Annotated in this window: 19 protein-coding genes and 1 pseudogene; 5 read left to right on the top strand and 15 right to left on the bottom strand. The window is 75.2% G+C overall.

Annotated features, from left to right (window positions below):
* The first annotated feature begins 6 nt into the window (after positions 1-6).
* The gene (gene ribA, locus E3Z34_RS15535) at positions 7-1,380 is read left to right on the top strand and encodes a GTP cyclohydrolase II (RefSeq protein WP_202976973.1); all 1,374 of its coding nucleotides are present in this window, start codon (positions 7-9) and stop codon (positions 1,378-1,380) included.
* A gap of 319 nt (positions 1,381-1,699) precedes the next feature.
* Here ribA and E3Z34_RS15540 read toward each other — a convergent pair whose 3' ends face one another.
* From E3Z34_RS15540 to E3Z34_RS15565, 6 genes are all read right to left on the bottom strand, one after another.
* Positions 1,700-1,885, bottom strand: a complete 186-nt coding sequence (locus tag E3Z34_RS15540; RefSeq protein ID WP_134774331.1) for a hypothetical protein — start codon at positions 1,883-1,885, stop codon at positions 1,700-1,702.
* Between the two features lie 12 nt (positions 1,886-1,897).
* Positions 1,898-2,506, bottom strand: a complete 609-nt coding sequence (locus E3Z34_RS15545) for a hypothetical protein (protein WP_134774332.1) — start codon at positions 2,504-2,506, stop codon at positions 1,898-1,900.
* 45 nt (positions 2,507-2,551) lie between these two features.
* On the bottom strand, positions 2,552-2,773 hold the full coding sequence (locus E3Z34_RS15550) for a hypothetical protein (protein ID WP_134774333.1): 222 nt from the start codon (positions 2,771-2,773) through the stop codon (positions 2,552-2,554).
* A 119-nt stretch (positions 2,774-2,892) separates the two neighbouring features.
* On the bottom strand, positions 2,893-3,948 hold the full coding sequence (locus tag E3Z34_RS15555) for a glycosyltransferase family 4 protein (RefSeq protein WP_134774334.1): 1,056 nt from the start codon (positions 3,946-3,948) through the stop codon (positions 2,893-2,895).
* On the bottom strand, positions 3,945-4,337 hold the full coding sequence (locus tag E3Z34_RS15560; RefSeq protein ID WP_134774335.1) for a 6-pyruvoyl trahydropterin synthase family protein: 393 nt from the start codon (positions 4,335-4,337) through the stop codon (positions 3,945-3,947). The genes E3Z34_RS15555 and E3Z34_RS15560 overlap by 4 nt, the downstream gene beginning before the upstream one ends.
* Before the next feature lie 77 nt (positions 4,338-4,414).
* Positions 4,415-5,377 carry a zinc-dependent alcohol dehydrogenase gene (locus E3Z34_RS15565; protein WP_134774336.1) on the bottom strand — a complete coding sequence of 321 codons (963 nt, stop codon included), beginning with the start codon at positions 5,375-5,377 and terminating at the stop codon, positions 4,415-4,417.
* Here E3Z34_RS15565 and E3Z34_RS15570 point away from each other — a divergent pair.
* Genes E3Z34_RS15570 through E3Z34_RS15580 form a run of 3 tightly spaced genes read left to right on the top strand, consistent with a single transcriptional unit; the run spans position 5,376 to position 7,032 of the window.
* Positions 5,376-5,705 carry a CDP-alcohol phosphatidyltransferase family protein gene (locus tag E3Z34_RS15570; protein ID WP_134774337.1) on the top strand — a complete coding sequence of 110 codons (330 nt, stop codon included), beginning with the start codon at positions 5,376-5,378 and terminating at the stop codon, positions 5,703-5,705. The two genes, E3Z34_RS15565 and E3Z34_RS15570, sit on opposite strands and share 2 nt — an antisense overlap.
* A gap of 24 nt (positions 5,706-5,729) precedes the next feature.
* A complete protein-coding gene (locus E3Z34_RS15575) occupies positions 5,730-5,933 on the top strand; it encodes a hypothetical protein (protein ID WP_134774338.1) in 204 nt (67 codons plus the stop codon).
* Positions 5,934-5,961: 28 nt separating this feature from the next.
* Complete coding sequence (locus E3Z34_RS15580; RefSeq protein WP_134774339.1) at positions 5,962-7,032, top strand: phosphotransferase family protein; 1,071 nt, start codon at positions 5,962-5,964, stop codon at positions 7,030-7,032.
* On the opposite strand, the gene E3Z34_RS15585 is transcribed toward E3Z34_RS15580, so the two are convergent.
* The 9 genes and pseudogenes from E3Z34_RS15585 to E3Z34_RS15615 all read right to left on the bottom strand — a co-directional run bounded on the left by E3Z34_RS15585 (position 6,999) and on the right by E3Z34_RS15615 (position 14,584).
* Entirely contained in the window at positions 6,999-7,763 is a 765-nt protein-coding gene (locus tag E3Z34_RS15585) for a P1 family peptidase (RefSeq protein ID WP_338043744.1), read from the bottom strand. The two genes, E3Z34_RS15580 and E3Z34_RS15585, sit on opposite strands and share 34 nt — an antisense overlap.
* Entirely contained in the window at positions 7,655-8,101 is a 447-nt protein-coding gene (locus E3Z34_RS19955; RefSeq protein WP_338043745.1) for a P1 family peptidase, read from the bottom strand. Before E3Z34_RS19955 ends, E3Z34_RS15585 begins: the two co-directional genes overlap by 109 nt.
* Before the next feature lie 8 nt (positions 8,102-8,109).
* Complete coding sequence (locus tag E3Z34_RS19565) at positions 8,110-8,559, bottom strand: ATP-binding cassette domain-containing protein (RefSeq protein WP_275106664.1); 450 nt, start codon at positions 8,557-8,559, stop codon at positions 8,110-8,112.
* 113 nt (positions 8,560-8,672) lie between these two features.
* Positions 8,673-8,960 (bottom strand): annotated as a pseudogene (locus tag E3Z34_RS19570) (ATP-binding cassette domain-containing protein); the annotation flags it as partial.
* Positions 8,953-9,990, bottom strand: a complete 1,038-nt coding sequence (locus tag E3Z34_RS15595; RefSeq protein ID WP_134774340.1) for an ABC transporter ATP-binding protein — start codon at positions 9,988-9,990, stop codon at positions 8,953-8,955. The gene E3Z34_RS15595 and the pseudogene E3Z34_RS19570, both read right to left, overlap by 8 nt.
* 488 nt (positions 9,991-10,478) lie before the next feature.
* Complete coding sequence (locus E3Z34_RS15600) at positions 10,479-10,790, bottom strand: MTH1187 family thiamine-binding protein (RefSeq protein WP_134774341.1); 312 nt, start codon at positions 10,788-10,790, stop codon at positions 10,479-10,481.
* Positions 10,791-11,073: 283 nt separating this feature from the next.
* Positions 11,074-11,985 carry an ABC transporter permease gene (locus tag E3Z34_RS15605; RefSeq protein ID WP_134774342.1) on the bottom strand — a complete coding sequence of 304 codons (912 nt, stop codon included), beginning with the start codon at positions 11,983-11,985 and terminating at the stop codon, positions 11,074-11,076.
* The gene (locus E3Z34_RS15610) at positions 11,982-12,932 is read right to left on the bottom strand and encodes an ABC transporter permease (protein WP_134774343.1); all 951 of its coding nucleotides are present in this window, start codon (positions 12,930-12,932) and stop codon (positions 11,982-11,984) included. Before E3Z34_RS15610 ends, E3Z34_RS15605 begins: the two co-directional genes overlap by 4 nt.
* A 41-nt stretch (positions 12,933-12,973) precedes the next feature.
* A complete protein-coding gene (locus tag E3Z34_RS15615; RefSeq protein WP_134774344.1) occupies positions 12,974-14,584 on the bottom strand; it encodes an ABC transporter substrate-binding protein in 1,611 nt (536 codons plus the stop codon).
* Positions 14,585-14,646: 62 nt separating this feature from the next.
* Here E3Z34_RS15615 and E3Z34_RS15620 point away from each other — a divergent pair, with 62 nt between their 5' ends.
* Complete coding sequence (locus E3Z34_RS15620; RefSeq protein WP_134774345.1) at positions 14,647-15,735, top strand: glycerate kinase; 1,089 nt, start codon at positions 14,647-14,649, stop codon at positions 15,733-15,735.
* Positions 15,736-15,933: the final 198 nt, after the last annotated feature.

A 15,933-nucleotide genomic window follows, 5' to 3' on the forward strand; every position in this document is an offset into this window, starting at 1 on the left:
CGGCGCATGAGCTCCGGCGCAGCGACGAGCCTTCCCGAGCCGACCGCGGTGGAGCGGCTGGCCGACACCGTCCTGCCGACCCGCCACGGGACCTTCCGGATGACGGCATACCGGGACGACCTCGACCTGGAGCACGTCGTGCTGAGCGTGGGGATCACCGACGCCGGCGCCCGGCAGCGCGACCTCGACAAGGCCCCGCTCGTCAGGGTGCACTCCGAGTGCCTCACCGGTGACGCGCTGGGCTCACGGCGGTGCGACTGCGGCGAGCAGCTGCAGCGGGCGCTGCACCTGGTCATGCAGGACGGCTACGGCGCCCTGGTCTACGTGGGCGGGCACGAGGGTCGCGGCATCGGCCTGGTCGAGAAGCTGCGGGCCTACGCGCTGCAGGACACCGGGCTGGACACGGTCGACGCCAACCTGCGGCTGGGCCACCAGGCCGACCAGCGCACCTACGGTCAGACGGCCGCGATCCTGGAGGACCTCGGGATCAGCCGGATCCGGCTGCTGTCCTCCAACCCCGCCAAGGAGCAGGCGCTCACCGCGCTCGGGGTCGGGGTGGTGGCCCGGCAGCCGCTCATCATGCCCGGCCGGCCGGAGAACGCCGCCTACCTGCGCACCAAGCGCGAGCGCATGGGCCACGACCGTGAGGCGGCCGACGAGTGGGAGGCGCTGCTGCGCGGGGAGGTGACCTCGGGACCCCTGGGCGAGAGGTATGCCGATCTCGCCCGCCCGGGCGGCCCGCGGGTGGTGGCGCAGCTCGGGCAGAGCCTGGACGGCTTCATCGCCAGCCGGACCGGCGACGCCGCCTTCGTCACCGGTGAGGAGGACCGCGAGCACCTGCACCGGCTGCGGGCCCTGGCCGACGCGGTCGTCGTGGGGGCGGCGACGGTGGTCTCCGACGACCCGCAGCTGACGGTGCGGTCGGTGGCGGGACCCTCCCCGGTGCGGGTGGTGCTCGATCCGCGGGGCGCGGTGCCGACGGGCGCTCGCGTCCTCACCGACGGGGTCGCCCCGACGCTGTGGATCGTCGGCGGCGGCACGGTGCCGGAGCAGCCCGCCGCTCACGTCACGGCGCTCCCCTGGCCCGGTGGCGGGCCGATGGACCCGGCGGGTGTGCTCGCGGTGCTGAGGGAGCGTGGCCTCGGCACCGTGCTCGTCGAGGGCGGGGGCCGGTTGGTCACGGCCTTCGTGCAGGCCGGCGTGGTCGACCGCCTCTTCCTGACGACCGCGCCCGTGCTCATCGGTGACGGCGTGCCCGGGCTGCGGCTCGGCGGGACCGACCGCCTCGCGGACGCCTTCCGGCCGACGGTGGTGCGCCGGTGGGCGGCGGGCGAGGACCTGGTCACCGAGCTCGACGTCACGGGCCTGGGCCGGGGCTGACCCGGCGGGCGCGGACGGGCGGGCCGGGCACCGGGCGGGCCGGCACCCGGTGGGCACGGACGGGCGGGCCGGCACCGGGCGGGCACGGACGGGCGGGCCGGCACCGGGCGGGCGGCCCACGCCGCCCGATAGACAAGGAAGATGGTCATGGACGTCGTCGAGAACCTTGTCCATGCTCTTCCTGGTGGTGCGAAGTGGCCTGATGGTGCCGGAGCGGCGGGACCGGGGTGGCGCGAAGCGACTGATGGTGCGGAGCGGCGGGGGCCAGGACCCGGCGGGCGCCGCCGCATCACGCACCCCTGCGCGGGAGGCGGCCCGGTCAGGTGGGGGCGTAGAGGTCGACGTGGCCGACGACGACCTCGAGCCGTCCTGATCGCAGCTGACCGCGCCGCAGGTCCTGCCACGCCCGCAGCGCCCGAGCGTGGTGGGGTGCCTGCGCCAGGGCGGCCTCGACCCGCTCGTCCAGGAACCGCGACAGCAGGTCGGCGTCCCCGGTGCCCAGCACCCAGTCGGTCCGCTACTCGCACGTCTCCCGCCCCCGGTCGCGGAGGAGCCGGGCGAGGCGTCCGGGAGCGTCCGGCCCGGGTCGGGCGTCGCGGCGCTGGTGGTCGTCGAAGGCCGCGCGCAGCAGGTGGTCGTCCGGGTGTCCCGGCGTCAGCTCCAGCTCTCCGGTGACCGACAGGCTGAAGAGCCCGGCGGCGTCGTGCCGGGCCGTCTCGTCGGCCAGGACGGTGAGCTCGCCGTCGGTGAGCACGTCGAGCAGCGCGGAGCACGTCAGGACCAGGCGGTCGTCGTCCTCCAGCACCAGCCCCGCCAGCAGCGTCCCCAGGTCCTCCACCTCGGCGCCGACCAGCTCGGCCCCGGGGTGGTCCTCCTCCCGCAGGTGGTCCGCGTCACGGTCCACCGACACCCATCGCTGGCGCACCGGCAGCCGCGGCGCGAGGTAGCGCCGGTTCGCGCCCGTGCCCGCGCCGAGGTCGACGAGCACCAGACGACGCCCACCCGTGGCCCAGGAATCCTGCGCCAGCCGTCGCGGGAGATCCCCCGCGCCACGGTCACGGGCGGCGGTGTCCGCGCTGCTGCGCAGCGCCAGCCAGTCGCGTCCCGCCCGCCGGTCACCGCTCACCGCGCCGCTCCGTCCCTGACGCCCGCGAGGTTCCGGGGAGACGGGTCAGGCGGCGGCCGGGAGACGACCCCTGGCGAAGTACAGCACCGGCCCGACGAAGTTGATGCCGATGATCCCCGCCCACCTGGCCTTCGACCCCCTGACCGCCGCGGCGGGCCGCACGGCGAGGTCGGTCCAGGCTGCGACGGCCAGGGACAGCTGCACCGAGGCCAGGGCGACGACAACGCCCTTCTGTGTCGCCGACAGGTCGTTCCAGCGCGTGGCCATGGTGCCTCCTCGCTCCTCGACCGGCCGCGGCGAGGGTGGCCGCGAACTCCCGGCCGGGGCTGCTCCCAGTCTATGACCCGGGCCCACCGGAGCGGCCGTCCCGGTCCGCCGGTCGGCCCTCACCGCTGAACCTGCGCGAGCGCGTCGGCCACCGTGCGGGCGGTGCGGTCCCACCCCGGCTGGCGGCCCCGGCGGGTGAGCGCCGCCTCCCGCCAGACCGCCCGGGTGGCGGCGTCGTCGAGCCAGAGGCGGAGCACCTCCGCCAGCGGGCCGGGGTCGTCCGTGCGCACCGCGGCCCCGGGCAGCGGCCCGTCGACAGCGGCGTCCGCCTCGTGGGTCAGCGCCTCCTGCGCCCCGGTGCCCCGCGTCACGACGGCCGGTATGCCGTGCGCCAGCGCCTCGGTGACGACCATCCCCCAGGTCTCGCTGCGGGAGGGGTGGACGAGCAGGTCGGTGCGGCGCCATACCCGCTCCAGCTCCGCCCCGGTCAGCGGGCCGGCCCAGGTCACCCGATCCGTCAGCCCGAGACGAGCGACCTCGGCGAGCAGCCCGTCGGCGGCGTGCCGGTCCGGTGCCGGTCCGGCGAGGACCAGATGCCACGGCCGGTCACGGAGACCGGCGAGCGCCGGCAGGAGCACGGCGTGGTTCTTGACCGGGGTGAGCGCCGCCAGGACGAGCAGCCGGGGGGTCCTCCCCGACCCCGGCGCCACGGGGGTCGGGTCCGCGCCCGGACGGGCCACCACGACCCCGGTCAGCCCGTAGCGGTCCCGCAGGTCGGTGGCCGACCACCGGCTCGTCGTGACCACGAGGTCGGCCGCCCGGAGCGCCCGACCCTCCCGGGCGTCCAGCCCGGCCGCCTCGGACCCCTGCGCGCCCGCGCCCGCCGACAGCGTCGAGTGGACCAGGAGCGCGGTCGGCCGGGCGGCCGCGCTGGCCTCGACCACCTCGGGGACCGCGCACCCCACGAGCCCGTCCAGCAGGACGGGCGCCGCACCCGCCGACCCCAGCGCCGCCGCCAGCGACCGGACGTCCGCCTCGTCCGGGACGGGCCAGGAGCCGGGTGCCCGCAGCACCGTGATCCGGCCGGGCCAGCGGTCGGCGAGGCGGGCGTCGTACCGGTCGCCGCCGCTGGGCGCGGACCGGTCCCGGTCGGGGACGACGAGGGTCGCCCTCACCCCGCTCCGCCCAGCTCCCGCCGGTAGGAGGCCCAGGCGTCCGGGTGCTCGCGCAGGGTGACCGTCAGGGCGTGCAGGCCGGCAGCCGGGTCCACCGCCGCCACGAGCTGGTCGGCGATCCAGCGGCACAGGAACTCCGTGGTCGTGACCTGACCGCTCAGCTCGGGCAGCTCGTCCAGGTTGCGGTAGGCCAGCCGGCCCAGCACCTCGCCCAGCGACGCGGTGGCGGCCCCGATGTCGACGACCACACCGTGCTCGTCCAGGTCGGGCCGCTCCCACGTCGTCTCGACGACGTACGTCGCGCCGTGCAGCCCCTGGGCCGGGCCGAAGAAGGGGTCGGGCAGGGAGTGGGCGACCATCACGTGGTCGCGGACGGTGAGGGTGAACATGGGGCTCCTGTCATGGGGGCGGGTCGGGTCGGTGGGTCGGTGGGGCGGGACGGGGCGGGTCGATCGGGACGGGCGGGTCAGTAGCGGACGAGGTGGCACAGGCCGGGCTCCCCGTCGGCAAGGCGCCGCAGGAGGTGGGGCAGCTGCTCGAACGGCGTCGGGCCGGCCAGCAGGTGGTCGAGGGCGGGGTTGGTGGCGGCGTGCAGCGCCACCTGCATGCGGTCGGCGTGGTCGCGGCGTGCGGCCCGGTGCGGGCTGACCCGGCTCACCTGGCTCGCCCGCACGGACAGGCGTCGGGTGTGGAAGGTGGTGCCGAGGCCGACGGTGACGGGGGTGGTGCCGTACCACGACAGCTCGACGACCTCACCCTCCTGCCCCAGCAGCCCGAGCGCCGTCTGCAGCCCGGCCTGGGTCGCGGACGCGTGGAAGACGACGTCGCAGTCGCTGCCGGCCTCCTCCGGGGTCACGCCGGTGGCGCCCAGGTGGGCGGCGAGGGCCCGCCGGGATGGATCGGGGTCGACCAGCTCTAGCCGGGTGAGCGGGAGGGAGCCCAGCAGGGCGGTGACGCTGGCGCCCACCATCCCCCCGCCCACGACCGCCACCCGGTCGCCGTAGAGCGGCCGGCCGTCCCAGAGGGCGTTGACGGCGGTCTCGAGCGTCCCCAGGAGCACGGCACGCTCGTCGGGCACCTCGTCGGGGAGCGGCGTGAGGGCGGTGAGCGGCACGACATACCGGTCCTGGTGGGGGTGCAGGCAGAAGACCCGGCGACCCACCCACCCGGGATCCCCCTCCTCGACCACCCCGACCGACAGGTAGCCGTGCTTGACCGGCCCGGGCAGGGCGCCCTCCTCGAACGGCCCGGCCACCTGGGCGGCGACCTCCGGCGGCACCTGCCCGCGATGGACGAGCAGCTCGGTCCCGCGGCTCACCCCGGACACGACCGCGCGGACGAGCGCCTCGCCGGGCCCGGGCGGGTCGATCGGCGCGGTGCGGATCTCGCCGTGGCCGGGGGCGAGGGTCCAGTACGCTCGAGCCTCCATGGCTGCCATTGTGTCCAGCGTCGGCGGGTCCCGCTGGACGGGGAGGACCCCGGCCGACGGGGTCACGCTGGTGCGGGCGGTGCTGGTGGCGGGGTGCGCGGTGCGGGTCCTCACCGGGCGCGGACGCCCGCGGGGGTGGGGGCTCCCGGTGGTCGCGGGGGTCGCCTGGGCGCTGGACGGGGTCGACGGGTATGTCGCGCGCCGCACCGGCACCGTGTCGGAGCGGGGCTGCCGCTGGGACAACACGACCGACGCCACCCTCGTGGCCGTGCTCGCGACGGCGGTCGCCGGGGCCGCTCCGTGGGCGCCGGTGGGGGCGGCCCTCTAACCGGCCTACCGCCTGGGGCAGCGCGTGCGACCGACGTGGCGCCGGCCGCTGCCGGGCAGCCGCCGCGGCAAGGTGGTGGGCGGCGTCCTGACGGGCACGCTCCTGGGCGCCACCGTCCCCGGGATGCCGCGCGCCGTCGTGCGTCCGGCGGTGGCGGTGGCGGTGGGGCTGGTGACGTGGTCGTTCGCGGTCGACCTCACGTGGCTGGAGCGGCAGGCCCGGTCCTGAGCCGCGACGTCCTGGCATCATCGGTCGGGTGAGCCCGGACCTGGACCAGCCTCCGCCGCAGCTGGGGCCCGCGGACGTGGCGCGTCTCGTGACGGCGCACCCGCAGTGGTGGGACATGGTCGAGGACCAGCCGGGGGCCGGCGGCCCGGCCCCGTCGGACCAGGGGGGCGAGCCCTCCGTGGACCTGCTCGGCCGCGGTGAGTCCTGCACCGTCTGGCGGGTCACCCGCGGCGAGCGGCAGCTGGCGGTGCGGGTGCCCCATACCCCCCTGGCGGAGCTGCCCCAGCCGCTGACCGCCGAGCTCGAGCTGCTGGGGCGGGTGCCCGAGGGGGTGGGCGCCCTCCCCGTCGCGGTGCACGAGCCGACGGCATCGGACCCGACCGCCTACCTCGTGGCCGGTCTCGTCCCCGGTGAGGTGCTCCCTCCCTCGGCCTGGACCGAGGACCTCGTCGCGTCGCTGGCGCGGGTGCTCGCCCGCCTGCACGTGCTGGGGCGGACGGAGGGCCTGCCACCCGTCGCCCCGCCTGACCTCGTCGCGACCGCGCACGGGGCACGGGCCTGGTGGCGCGAGCACGAGCCCGAGCACTCCTGGTCGCTGGACCCGCTGTGGCCGGCCGTCCTCGCCCACCAGGAGCGCGTGGAGGCCCGTGCCCCGGGGACGGAGACGACCCTCGTGCACGGTGACGCCTGCCTGACCAACGTGGTCGTGGCGGCGGGGCGGCCACGGCTCGTCGACTGGGAGTGGGCCGGGCTGGGGGACCCGGCGCGGGACCTGGCCTATACCGGCGGCCGCGTGCACGCCGACCCCTGGTACCTCGCGCTGGACGAGGTCAGCGTGCGCCGTCAGGTCGAGGAGTACGCGAGGGCCCGGGAGGCTCTGGGCCGTCCCGTGGAGGTGGAGCCCCTCCTGGTCCGGCGGGCGGGGTGGCTCCTGAACGAGACCTACTTCCTGGTCCCCCACCTCCGGCGGGTGGCGGCCCGTGGGGGCGAGCACGCCGACCGGTATGCCCGCACGGCCGCCTCCCTCCTGGGTCACCTCGCCGCCTGGCTGGGCGGCGAGGTAGCTCAGGACGCGGCGCTGGGGAAGGCCTCGCGGTAGGACCGCCACCGGCCGGCCGGCGTGGTCACCGAGTCGGCCGCGAGCATGGCCCTCACGATCGAGCGGGTCACGACCTCGCCCGCGGCGTGCAGCAGCAGGTGGAGGGCGGCCGGGCCCGGTGCGGGTCCTGCCGCGGTCGACAGCCCGAAGAGGGTGTCCCCGTCGACCATGGTGTGGATCGGGCTGACGGCCCGGGCCATGCCGTCCTGGCCGGACCCGGCGAGCCGGGCGCACTGGGCCTTGGTGAGCGTGGCGTCGGTCGCGACGACGCCGATCGTCGTGGCCAGGGTGCGGGGCATGCCGGCGCTGCCGTCCGCGGCGGCGGCCCGTCGCGCCGCCTCCAGGTCGGCGGGGTCGGGCCGACGGGGCCGGACACCCGCCGGCCAGCCCGGGATGCCCTCGAGGTCCGCCGGGAGCAGGGACCGCGCCCCCCACAGCTCTCCGGTGGCCGGGTCGACCGTCGATCCCACGGCGTTGACGACGACCAGCGCCGCGACCGTGACGACGCCCTCGTCGGTGGTCAGCACCGCGCTGGCGGAGCCGGTCCCACCGCGCAGGCCGCCCGCCTGGGCGCCCGTGCCAGCCCCGGACGACCCCTGCTGGACGAGCGGGTGGGCGTCCGTCACCTGGGCCGACAGCGCTGCGGCACAGGCGTTCTCGCCGAACGCCGCGTCCGGCGCTGCCGCGAAGTCGCCCCCGCGTCCCAGGTCGAAGATGACGGCTCCGGGCACGATGGGGACCACCTGGCCGGGGCCGCCCATGGGAAGCCGCGGCCCTCGGCATACAGGCGGCGCATCACCCCGTCGGCCGCGGCGAGGCCGAAGGCCGACCCGCCGCTGAGGGTGACGGCGTGGACCCGCTCCACCAGGTTGCGCGGGTCGAGCAGGTCGGTCTCCCGGGTGCCGGGTCCGCCGCCGCGGACGTCGACGCCGCCGACCGCACCCTCGGGGGGCGCCAGCACGACCGTCGTGCCCGTCAGCCAGCCGTCCCCGACCCGCCCGTGGTGGCCGACGGCGAGCCCGGCGACGTCGGTCAGGTCGTTGCGCGGTCCCGCAGTCCAGCTCTGCACGGTGCTCCTCAGGACGTCGGGTCGCCGACACCGGCGGCCAGCTCGCGCGCGCCGCGGCCGGCGAGGGCGCCGGCCAGGTCGGGCACGGCCGCGAGCAGCGACCGCGTGTAGGGGTGCTCGGGGGCGGCGAAGAGCTGCTCGGTCGGCGCCACCTCGACGATCTCCCCGCGCTGCATCACCGCGATCCGGTCGCAGACGTGCCGCACGACCGACAGGTCGTGGCTGACGAAGACCAGGGTGAGGTCGAAGCCGTCGACCACCTCGTCGATGAGGTTGAGCACCTGCGCCCGGACCGACACGTCGAGGGCGGAGACCGGCTCGTCGGCCACGAGGATGTCCGGTCCCGGCGCCAGGGCCCGGGCGATGGAGATCCGCTGGCGCTGGCCGCCGGAGAACTGGTGGGGGTAGCGGTCGGCCGCGTCGGCGGACAGCCCGACCCGCTCCAGCAGCTCGCGCACCCGCTCCCGGCTCTCGGCCCGCCGGCCCGGGCGGCGACGAGCGGCTCGGCCACGATCTCCCCCACCCGCATGCGGGGGTCCAGCGAGCTCATCGGGTCCTGGAAGACCAGCTGGAGGGTCTCGCGCAGCCAGCCCAGCCGCCGCAGCGGCTGGTCGTGGACCGGTCGGCCCTCCACGTGCACCTCGCCGGACGTGGGCCGGTCCAGCCCGCAGATCAGGCGCAGCAGGGTGGACTTGCCCGACCCCGACTCCCCCACGATCCCGAAGCGCTCCCCGCGCGGGACGCACACGGTGACGTCGCAGACGGCGTGGACGACGGGGGCCGGCGAGGTCAGCGAGGTGCGGCGGCGGCGGAACTCCCGGCTCACCCCGCGCAGCTCGATGGCCGGCGACTCAGTCATCGCGCTCACCACCGGCGGGGTGGTGGCAGGCGAAGCCGCGGGCGTGCTCCCCGGCGGGGTGCTCCCCGCGGGTCGTCCACGGCGGCCGGGTACGGCATACCTCGGTGGCGTGCGCGCAGCGCGAGCGGAAGACGCACCCGTCCGGGAACCGGCCGGCCGGGGGGACGGTGCCCGGGATCGTCGGCAGGGCCGCCCGCTCGCGGCGCGCCCCGTCGATGCCGGTGAGGTCGCTGGCGGCGACCAGCCCCTGGGTGTAGCGGTGGCGCGGGTCGGCGAAGACCTCCGTGACCGGGCCGGCCTCGACGATCCGCCCGCCGTACATGACCAGGACCCGCTCGCAGACCGTGGCGACGACCGCGAGGTCGTGGGTGATGAAGAGCATGGCCGCGTCCCGCTCCTCGATGCCCCGCACGATGAGGTCGAGCACCGTCGCCTGGACGGTGACGTCGAGCGCGGTCGTGGGCTCGTCGCAGATGAGCAGGCCAGGGTCGTTGGCCAGGGCGATCGCGAGGACCACCCGCTGGCGCTGGCCGCCGGAGAGCTCGTGCGGGTAGGCCCGGGCGACGTGGGCGGGGTCGGGCAGACCGACCTGCTCGAGGAGCTCGACCGCGCGGGCCCGGGCCTGGGCCTTGGGGCGGGTGCGGTGGATCGTCATGACCTCGGCGACCTGGGCACCGACCCGCATCGTCGGGTTGAGCGCGGTCATCGGCTCCTGGAAGACCATCGACATCGAGTCCCCGCGCAGCCGGGCCATCGCGCGCTCGCCCACCTCCAGCAGGTTGCGGGTCGCGGGCGAGCGGGCCGAGAGCCGCACCTCGCCGGTCGCGCCGAGCCCCTCCGGCAGCAGCCCCATGACGGCCAGGGCGGTGAGGGACTTGCCCGACCCCGACTCCCCGATGAGCCCGACCCGCTCGCCGCGGTCGATCGCGAAGGTGACCTCGTGGAGCAGGGGGGTGGAGCCGGCCGCGACGGACAGGTCCTCGACCCGCAGGACGGAGCGGTCGGGCGCCACGGAGGGTTGGGCCGACATCGTCACCTCCTCGTGTCGCGGCTGGCGGGTATGCCGCGTCCCAGGCTAACCGTCACGCCCACCCGCGGGGGCGGCCAGACCTGCGGCGCGCCCCCCACGGCCACCCCCACCCCCACCGACCGCCCCGTGTGGTTGCTCTCATCCCCACCGAGCGCACCGCGTGGTTGTTCTCAGCCCCACCGAGCGTCTCTTGTGGTTGTTTTCAGGCCCACCGAGCGTCTCGTGTGGTTGCTCCCAACCCCACCGAGCGTCTCTTGTGGTTGTTTTCAGGCCCACCGAGCGTCTCGTGTGGTTGTACTCAGAACCACCGAGCGCCCCGCGTGGTTGTTCTCAGGCCCACCGAGCGCCTCGCGTGGCCACTGCGAAAGGTCCCGCCCAGAGGCCCTCGTCCGGTCAGGGCCGGCGAGCGACAGCGAGCGGGTGCGGGCTGGCCTCGGCGGCCAGACCGGCATACCTCATGTTCCGCGACCTGGCCTGGAGAAGGGCCGTCATGCGAGGCCCTCCTGGTCGAGGTGCTCGCGGACCCGGCTGACCTTGGCGGTCAGCTGGTCAGCATACCCCGGGCGCAGGTCGGCCTTGAGCACGAGCGAGACCCGCGGGCCGTGCTGGGCCACGGCGTCGCAGGCTGCCTTGATGACCGGCATCACCTCGTCCCAGTCGCCCTCGATGGTGGTGAACATCGAGGTCAGCTCGTAGGGCAGGCCGGAGTCGCGGACCACGCGGATCGCGTCAGCGACCGCGGCACTGACCGAGCCGGACTTGTCGGAGACGGACGGGGCGACGGAGAAGGCGAAGAGCATGTCATCACCCTAGATAGCGCGGCGTGGGGCGGTCCGGGGCGGCCACACGAGGCGGTCGGTCGGCCCTGGAGCAACCACACGAGGTGGCCGGTGGGAAGGAGAGCAACCACACGAGGTGGCCGGTGGGAAGGAGAGCAACCACACGAGGCGGTGGGTAGGGAGGAGAGCAACCACACCACGCGGCCGGTGGGGAAGAGAGCAACCACCCCAGGCGGCCGGTGGGGAGGGGGGCGGCCACGCGAAGCGGCCGGTGTGGAGGGGGCCGGTGGGAGGGGGTGGGGGGTCAGCGGCCCTCGAGTTTCGGGTCGAGCCAGTCGCGGAGGCCGTCGCCGAAGAGGTTGAAGCCGAGCACCGACAGGGCGATCGCGGCTCCGGGCACGAGCGCGAGGTGGGGTGCGGTGCGCAGCGTGGTCTGCGCCTCGTAGAGCATCCGCCCCCACGAGGCCTGACCCGTGGGGGTGCCGAGGCCGAGGTAGGCGAGGGCGGCCTCGGCGAGGATCGCGATGGCGAAGGACACCGAGGCCTGGACGATGACCAGCCCGGCGACGTTGGGCAGCACGTGCCGCCAGGCAATCGCCAGCGGGGAGCGGCCGGCGGCGCGGGCGGCCACGACATACTCGCTCTTCATCACCCCGAGCGCGCCGGAGCGGGTGATCCGGGCAAAGGCCGGGATCGTCGCGATCCCGATGGCGATCATCGCGACCCGCGTCGACCCGCCGTAGAGCGCGGCGAACATGATCGCGAGCAGCAACGCGGGGAAGGCCAGCAGTACGTCGTTGCTGCGCATGACCAGCTGGCCCAGCCACCCCGGCGACATCGCGGCCAGGACACCCAGGGGGACCCCGACCAGGGCGGCGACACCGACGGCGACGAGACCGACATACAGGGTCGTCCTCGCTCCCACGAGGATCTGGGTGAAGACGTCACGGCGCAGGCGGTCGGTGCCGAGCCAGTGCTCGGCGTTGGGGGTCTGGTAGGCCTCGGTCTGCAGCACGCGCATCGGCGGCCACGGGGTCCAGACGTAGGACACGAGGGCGAGGGCCACCACGACCAGCACGATCGTGCCGCCGATGACCAGCGAGGGGTTGAGGGGCCGCCGGCGGGCACCGGTCGGGGCGGCCGCCTCACCGGCCGCGCTGCCACCGGCCTCGCCGGCGACGCCCGGGGCCGGCGCGCCCTGCATCGACTCGGTCATCGCGCGCCCGCCCGCAACCGGGGGTCGATGATCAGGTAGAGGGTGTCGACGACGAAGTTGATGACCAGGACCGCCACCACCAGCACCATGACGACCGCCTGCACGGTGAGCAGCTCACGCTTGGCGACCGAGTCCAGCAGCAGGGATCCGAGACCGGGGATGACGAAAACCCGCTCGATGACCACGGCCCCCACGAGCAGGGTGGCCAGCTGCAGCCCCAGCACCGTGACGACCGGGACGGCAGCGTTGCGGAAGCCGTGCCGCCACAGCGCCTCCACCGGCCGCAGCCCCTTCGCCCGGGCGGTCCGCAGGTAGTCCTCGCGGAGCACGTCCAGGACGGCCGAGCGGACGTACCGCGCGAGCACGGCCGCCTGCACGAGGGCAAGGGAGATCGCCGGCAGCGCGAGCCGCTGGAGGAAGCCGACCGGGTCCTGCGCCGGCACCACCCACCCCCCGGAGGGCACCCACCGCAGCCGGACGGCGAAGACCGAGATGAGCAGGATGCCGGCGAGGAAGGCCGGGATCGCCACGCCCACCTGGGACAGGCCCGACATGACCACGCCGTCGAGGTGCCGGTGCCGCACCGCCATCCACACCCCGACCGGCACCGCGACGACGACGGCCAGCAGCATCGCCGCCAGCACGAGCCAGAGCGTGACCTGGATGCGGTCGGCGATCTGGGGCCCGATCGGCGCCCGGGAGACGAACTCCACGCCCGGGTCGAGCAGGACCAGCCCCCGCACCCACTCGAGGTACTGCACCACCACCGGACGGTCGAGCCCGAACTGCGCCCGCAGCTGGGCCACGGCCTCGTCCGAGGCGTTGATGCCGAGCGCGACCCGGGCCGGGTCCCCCGGCAGCACGCGCATGAAGCCGAAGACGAGCAGCGAGGCCACCGCGAGGCTCGCCAGCAGCACGCCGGTGCGCTGCAGCAGGCGGAGGATCATCGGTATGCGGTGCCGGGGCTCGTCGCGCGTCGGGGCGGGGGTCAGTCGCGGGCCAGGTCGGCCAGGGGGAAGGCCTCCTTGATCGCGTTCTCCGGCAGCCCGGTGATGTCGGTGTCGGCGACCATGAGGTTGGGCAGCAGGAAGAGGAAGTCGGCGGCGGCGTCCTGGCTGATGAGGGCGGCGGCCTCCTTCATCTTCGCGACCTGCTCCTCCTCGGTGCCGGTGTCGGCCTCGTCGAGGATCGTGCGCAGCTCCTCGGTGCCGTAGGTCGTGTAGTAGTCCGGGTCGCCGAAGACGTTGCCCAGGTCGCGCGGCTCCACGTGCGCCACGATCGACATGTCGTAGTCCTCGTTGGTGTAGACCGTCTCCAGCCAGGCGGAGGGGAACTCCAGCTCGTCGATGGTCACCTCCAGCCCGACGTCCTCCAGCATCGACTCGACCACGGTGCCGCAGGCCACGGCATACGGGAGCGTCGGGATGCGCAGGCGCAGCTCCTGCCCCTCGGCGTCAGCCTCGGCGATGAGGCTGCGGGCCTGGTCGGGGTCGAAGGGGAAGTCACCGGTGCGGTCCTCGTACCAGGGGTCGCTCGGCGGGACCATCGAGCCGATGAGGGAGCCGCGGCCGGCCCAGCAGGTGTCCATCAGCGACTGGTGGTCGATCGCGTGGCGGACCGCCTGGCGCAAGGTCGGGTCGGAGAGGGGCTCGCCCTCGTTCTGGTTCATGGACAGGACGACCTCGCCGTTGGTGGTGCCTTCGACGATCTGGTAACCGCCGCCCTCGAACTCGGCCAGGGACTCGGGGGCCTGCACCGTGGAGACCACGTCGATGGCGTCGGTGAGCATCGCGTTGTTGAGGGCGTTGGCGTCCCGGAAGTAGTGCATTTCGACGGTCGCGAAGTAGGGGGACTCTCCGTGGTAGGAGTCGTTGCGCTGCAGCGTGATCTTCGAGCCGCGGTCCCAGGAGTCGAAGACGAAGGGGCCGGAGCCGACGGGGGTGTTGGCCAGGTCGTCGACACCCTCGGTGTCGAAGATCGCGCCGACCCGGGTGGTCAGGGCGTAGAGGAAGCTGTTGCTCGGCTCGGCCAGGGTGACCACGACGGTCGTGTCGTCCGGGGCCTCGACGGAGTCGATGACGTCGAACTGCGCCTTGAGCGAGGTGGTCCACGCGTCCGAGCTGACCCGCTCCAGGGAGAACTTCACGTCCTCGGCGGTCAGCTCGGCCCCGTCGGAGAACGTGACGCCGTCGACGAGGGTGAAGGTGTAGGTGAGCCGGTCCTCGCTGACCTCCCACTCCTGCGCGAGCATCGGCACGATCTCCCCGGAGTCGGCGTCGACGGTGACCAGGGTCTCGTAGACGTTGTCCAGGAGCAGCTGCGGGATCGCGGCGCCGTCGGTGGTGGTGAAGTCCAGGCTCGCGGGCTCGGCGACCAATCCGATGCGCACGGTCTCGGTGGAGCGGGAGCCGTCCGGGGGCGGGGCGGCGACCGGGCCGCTGGCCGTGGCGTCCTCCCCGTCGGTCGACCCCTGCGCGTCCGTGGCGTCGGTGGTCGGGTCTGAGCTGCCGGCCCCGGCGTTGCAGCCGGTCAGCAGTGCGGTGGCCGCGAACGCGGCGCAGGCGAGACGGGCACGGGTCTTCGTCGACGTCGCGGTCATGGGCGGCATCATCCTTCATTCGGCTGCCGGATGGCTACCCCGCAGCGGGTACGGTCGCTTCCATGACCAAGGATGCCCGATCGTCGCAGGGCGACGCGCCGGTGGTGCTCGTGGCGCCGGACAAGTTCCGCGGCAGCCTGACCGCGCCGGAGGTGGTGGCCGCCGTGCGGGTCGGGGCCGAGGCGGTCGGGTGGCAGGTCCTGGAGCGCCCGCTGGCCGACGGGGGCGAGGGGATGCTGGACGCCTTCGGCGGGGCGAACCGCAGCACGACCGTGACCGGCCCGGCCGGCACGCCCGTCGAGGCACCCTGGCGCCTCGGGGACGACGGCGTGGCGGTCGTGGAGAGCGCGGCCGCGTCCGGGCTGGCGCTGGCCGGCGGGTCGGCGGGCAACGACCCGATGGCGGCGACGAGCGCCGGTACCGGCGAGCTGGTCGCCGAGGCGGTGCGGGCCGGGGCGCGGCGGGTCGTCGTCGGTCTCGGCGGGTCGGCGATGACCGACGGCGGGCTGGGCGCGGTCGAGGCGGTCCTCTCCCGCCTGGACGGGCGGCGGCCCGCCGACCTGGGGGTCGAGCTGCTCGTGGCCTGCGACGTGCAGACGGTCTTCACCGAGGCAGCCGCCGTCTTCGGGCCGCAGAAGGGCGCCGGGCCGCAGCAGGTGAGCGAGCTGACGCAGCGGCTGCACCGGGTGCTGGCCGACTACGAGCACCGCTTCGGTGCGCAGCTGCGCGAGGCCGCGGTCGACCTGGCCCGGTTGCCGGGCGGCGGCGCCGCCGGCGGCCTGGGCGGCGGCCTCGTCGTGCTGGGCGGTCGCCTCCTCCCCGGGCTCCGGCTGGTGGCCGAGCAGGTCGGGCTGGCCGAGGCGATCGAGGCCGCCGACGCGATCATCACCGGTGAGGGGGCGCTGGACGCCGAGTCCTTCAACGGCAAGGTCGTCGGCGGCGTGGTCGACGCCGCCGAGCCGGACGGCATACCCGTCCTGGTCCTGGCCGGCACCGTCCGCCCCGACGCCCCCGCCGCCCGCCTGTCCCGCCTCCGCACCGTCGATCTCTCCCGGACCTACGGCGCCGACGCCTCCTGGAACCGCACCGCCGAGTGCATCGCCCACGCCGTCGAGGAGCACCTCCCCACCCGCCCCCGCCCCCTCCCCTGAGAGCGACCGGACGCGCGTTCCTGCCAGACCGGACGCGCGTTCCTGACGCTTCTCCACAGGCCCGGGGCCGTTCCGGCCAACCGGACGCGCGTCTCCCGCGGGGGCGGAACCCCATACCAGAGACCGGCCGAACCTCGGCCCGACTCGGACGACGTGTGGACAACTGTCACGAACGCGCGTCCGGTCTGGCACGACCGC

This window comes from Ornithinimicrobium flavum, assembly GCF_004526345.1.
Classification (GTDB): Bacteria; Actinomycetota; Actinomycetes; order Actinomycetales; family Dermatophilaceae; genus Ornithinicoccus; species Ornithinicoccus flavus.

What these genes read in the sequence shown, in the direction of transcription:
- ribA (WP_202976973.1), top strand. Translation starts at nt 7, where the DNA reads ATGAGCTCCGGCGCAGCGACGAGCCTTCCCGAGCCGACCGCGGTGGAG.
- E3Z34_RS15550 (WP_134774333.1), bottom strand. Translation starts at nt 2,773, where the DNA reads ATGGCCACGCGCTGGAACGACCTGTCGGCGACACAGAAGGGCGTTGTC.
- E3Z34_RS15560 (WP_134774335.1), bottom strand. Translation starts at nt 4,337, where the DNA reads ATGTTCACCCTCACCGTCCGCGACCACGTGATGGTCGCCCACTCCCTG.
- E3Z34_RS15570 (WP_134774337.1), top strand. Translation starts at nt 5,376, where the DNA reads ATGGCTGCCATTGTGTCCAGCGTCGGCGGGTCCCGCTGGACGGGGAGG.
- E3Z34_RS15565 (WP_134774336.1), bottom strand. Translation starts at nt 5,377, where the DNA reads ATGGAGGCTCGAGCGTACTGGACCCTCGCCCCCGGCCACGGCGAGATC.
- E3Z34_RS15595 (WP_134774340.1), bottom strand. Translation starts at nt 9,990, where the DNA reads ATGTCGGCCCAACCCTCCGTGGCGCCCGACCGCTCCGTCCTGCGGGTC.
- E3Z34_RS15600 (WP_134774341.1), bottom strand. Translation starts at nt 10,790, where the DNA reads ATGCTCTTCGCCTTCTCCGTCGCCCCGTCCGTCTCCGACAAGTCCGGC.
- E3Z34_RS15605 (WP_134774342.1), bottom strand. Translation starts at nt 11,985, where the DNA reads ATGACCGAGTCGATGCAGGGCGCGCCGGCCCCGGGCGTCGCCGGCGAG.
- E3Z34_RS15610 (WP_134774343.1), bottom strand. Translation starts at nt 12,932, where the DNA reads ATGATCCTCCGCCTGCTGCAGCGCACCGGCGTGCTGCTGGCGAGCCTC.
- E3Z34_RS15615 (WP_134774344.1), bottom strand. Translation starts at nt 14,584, where the DNA reads ATGACCGCGACGTCGACGAAGACCCGTGCCCGTCTCGCCTGCGCCGCG.
- E3Z34_RS15620 (WP_134774345.1), top strand. Translation starts at nt 14,647, where the DNA reads ATGACCAAGGATGCCCGATCGTCGCAGGGCGACGCGCCGGTGGTGCTC.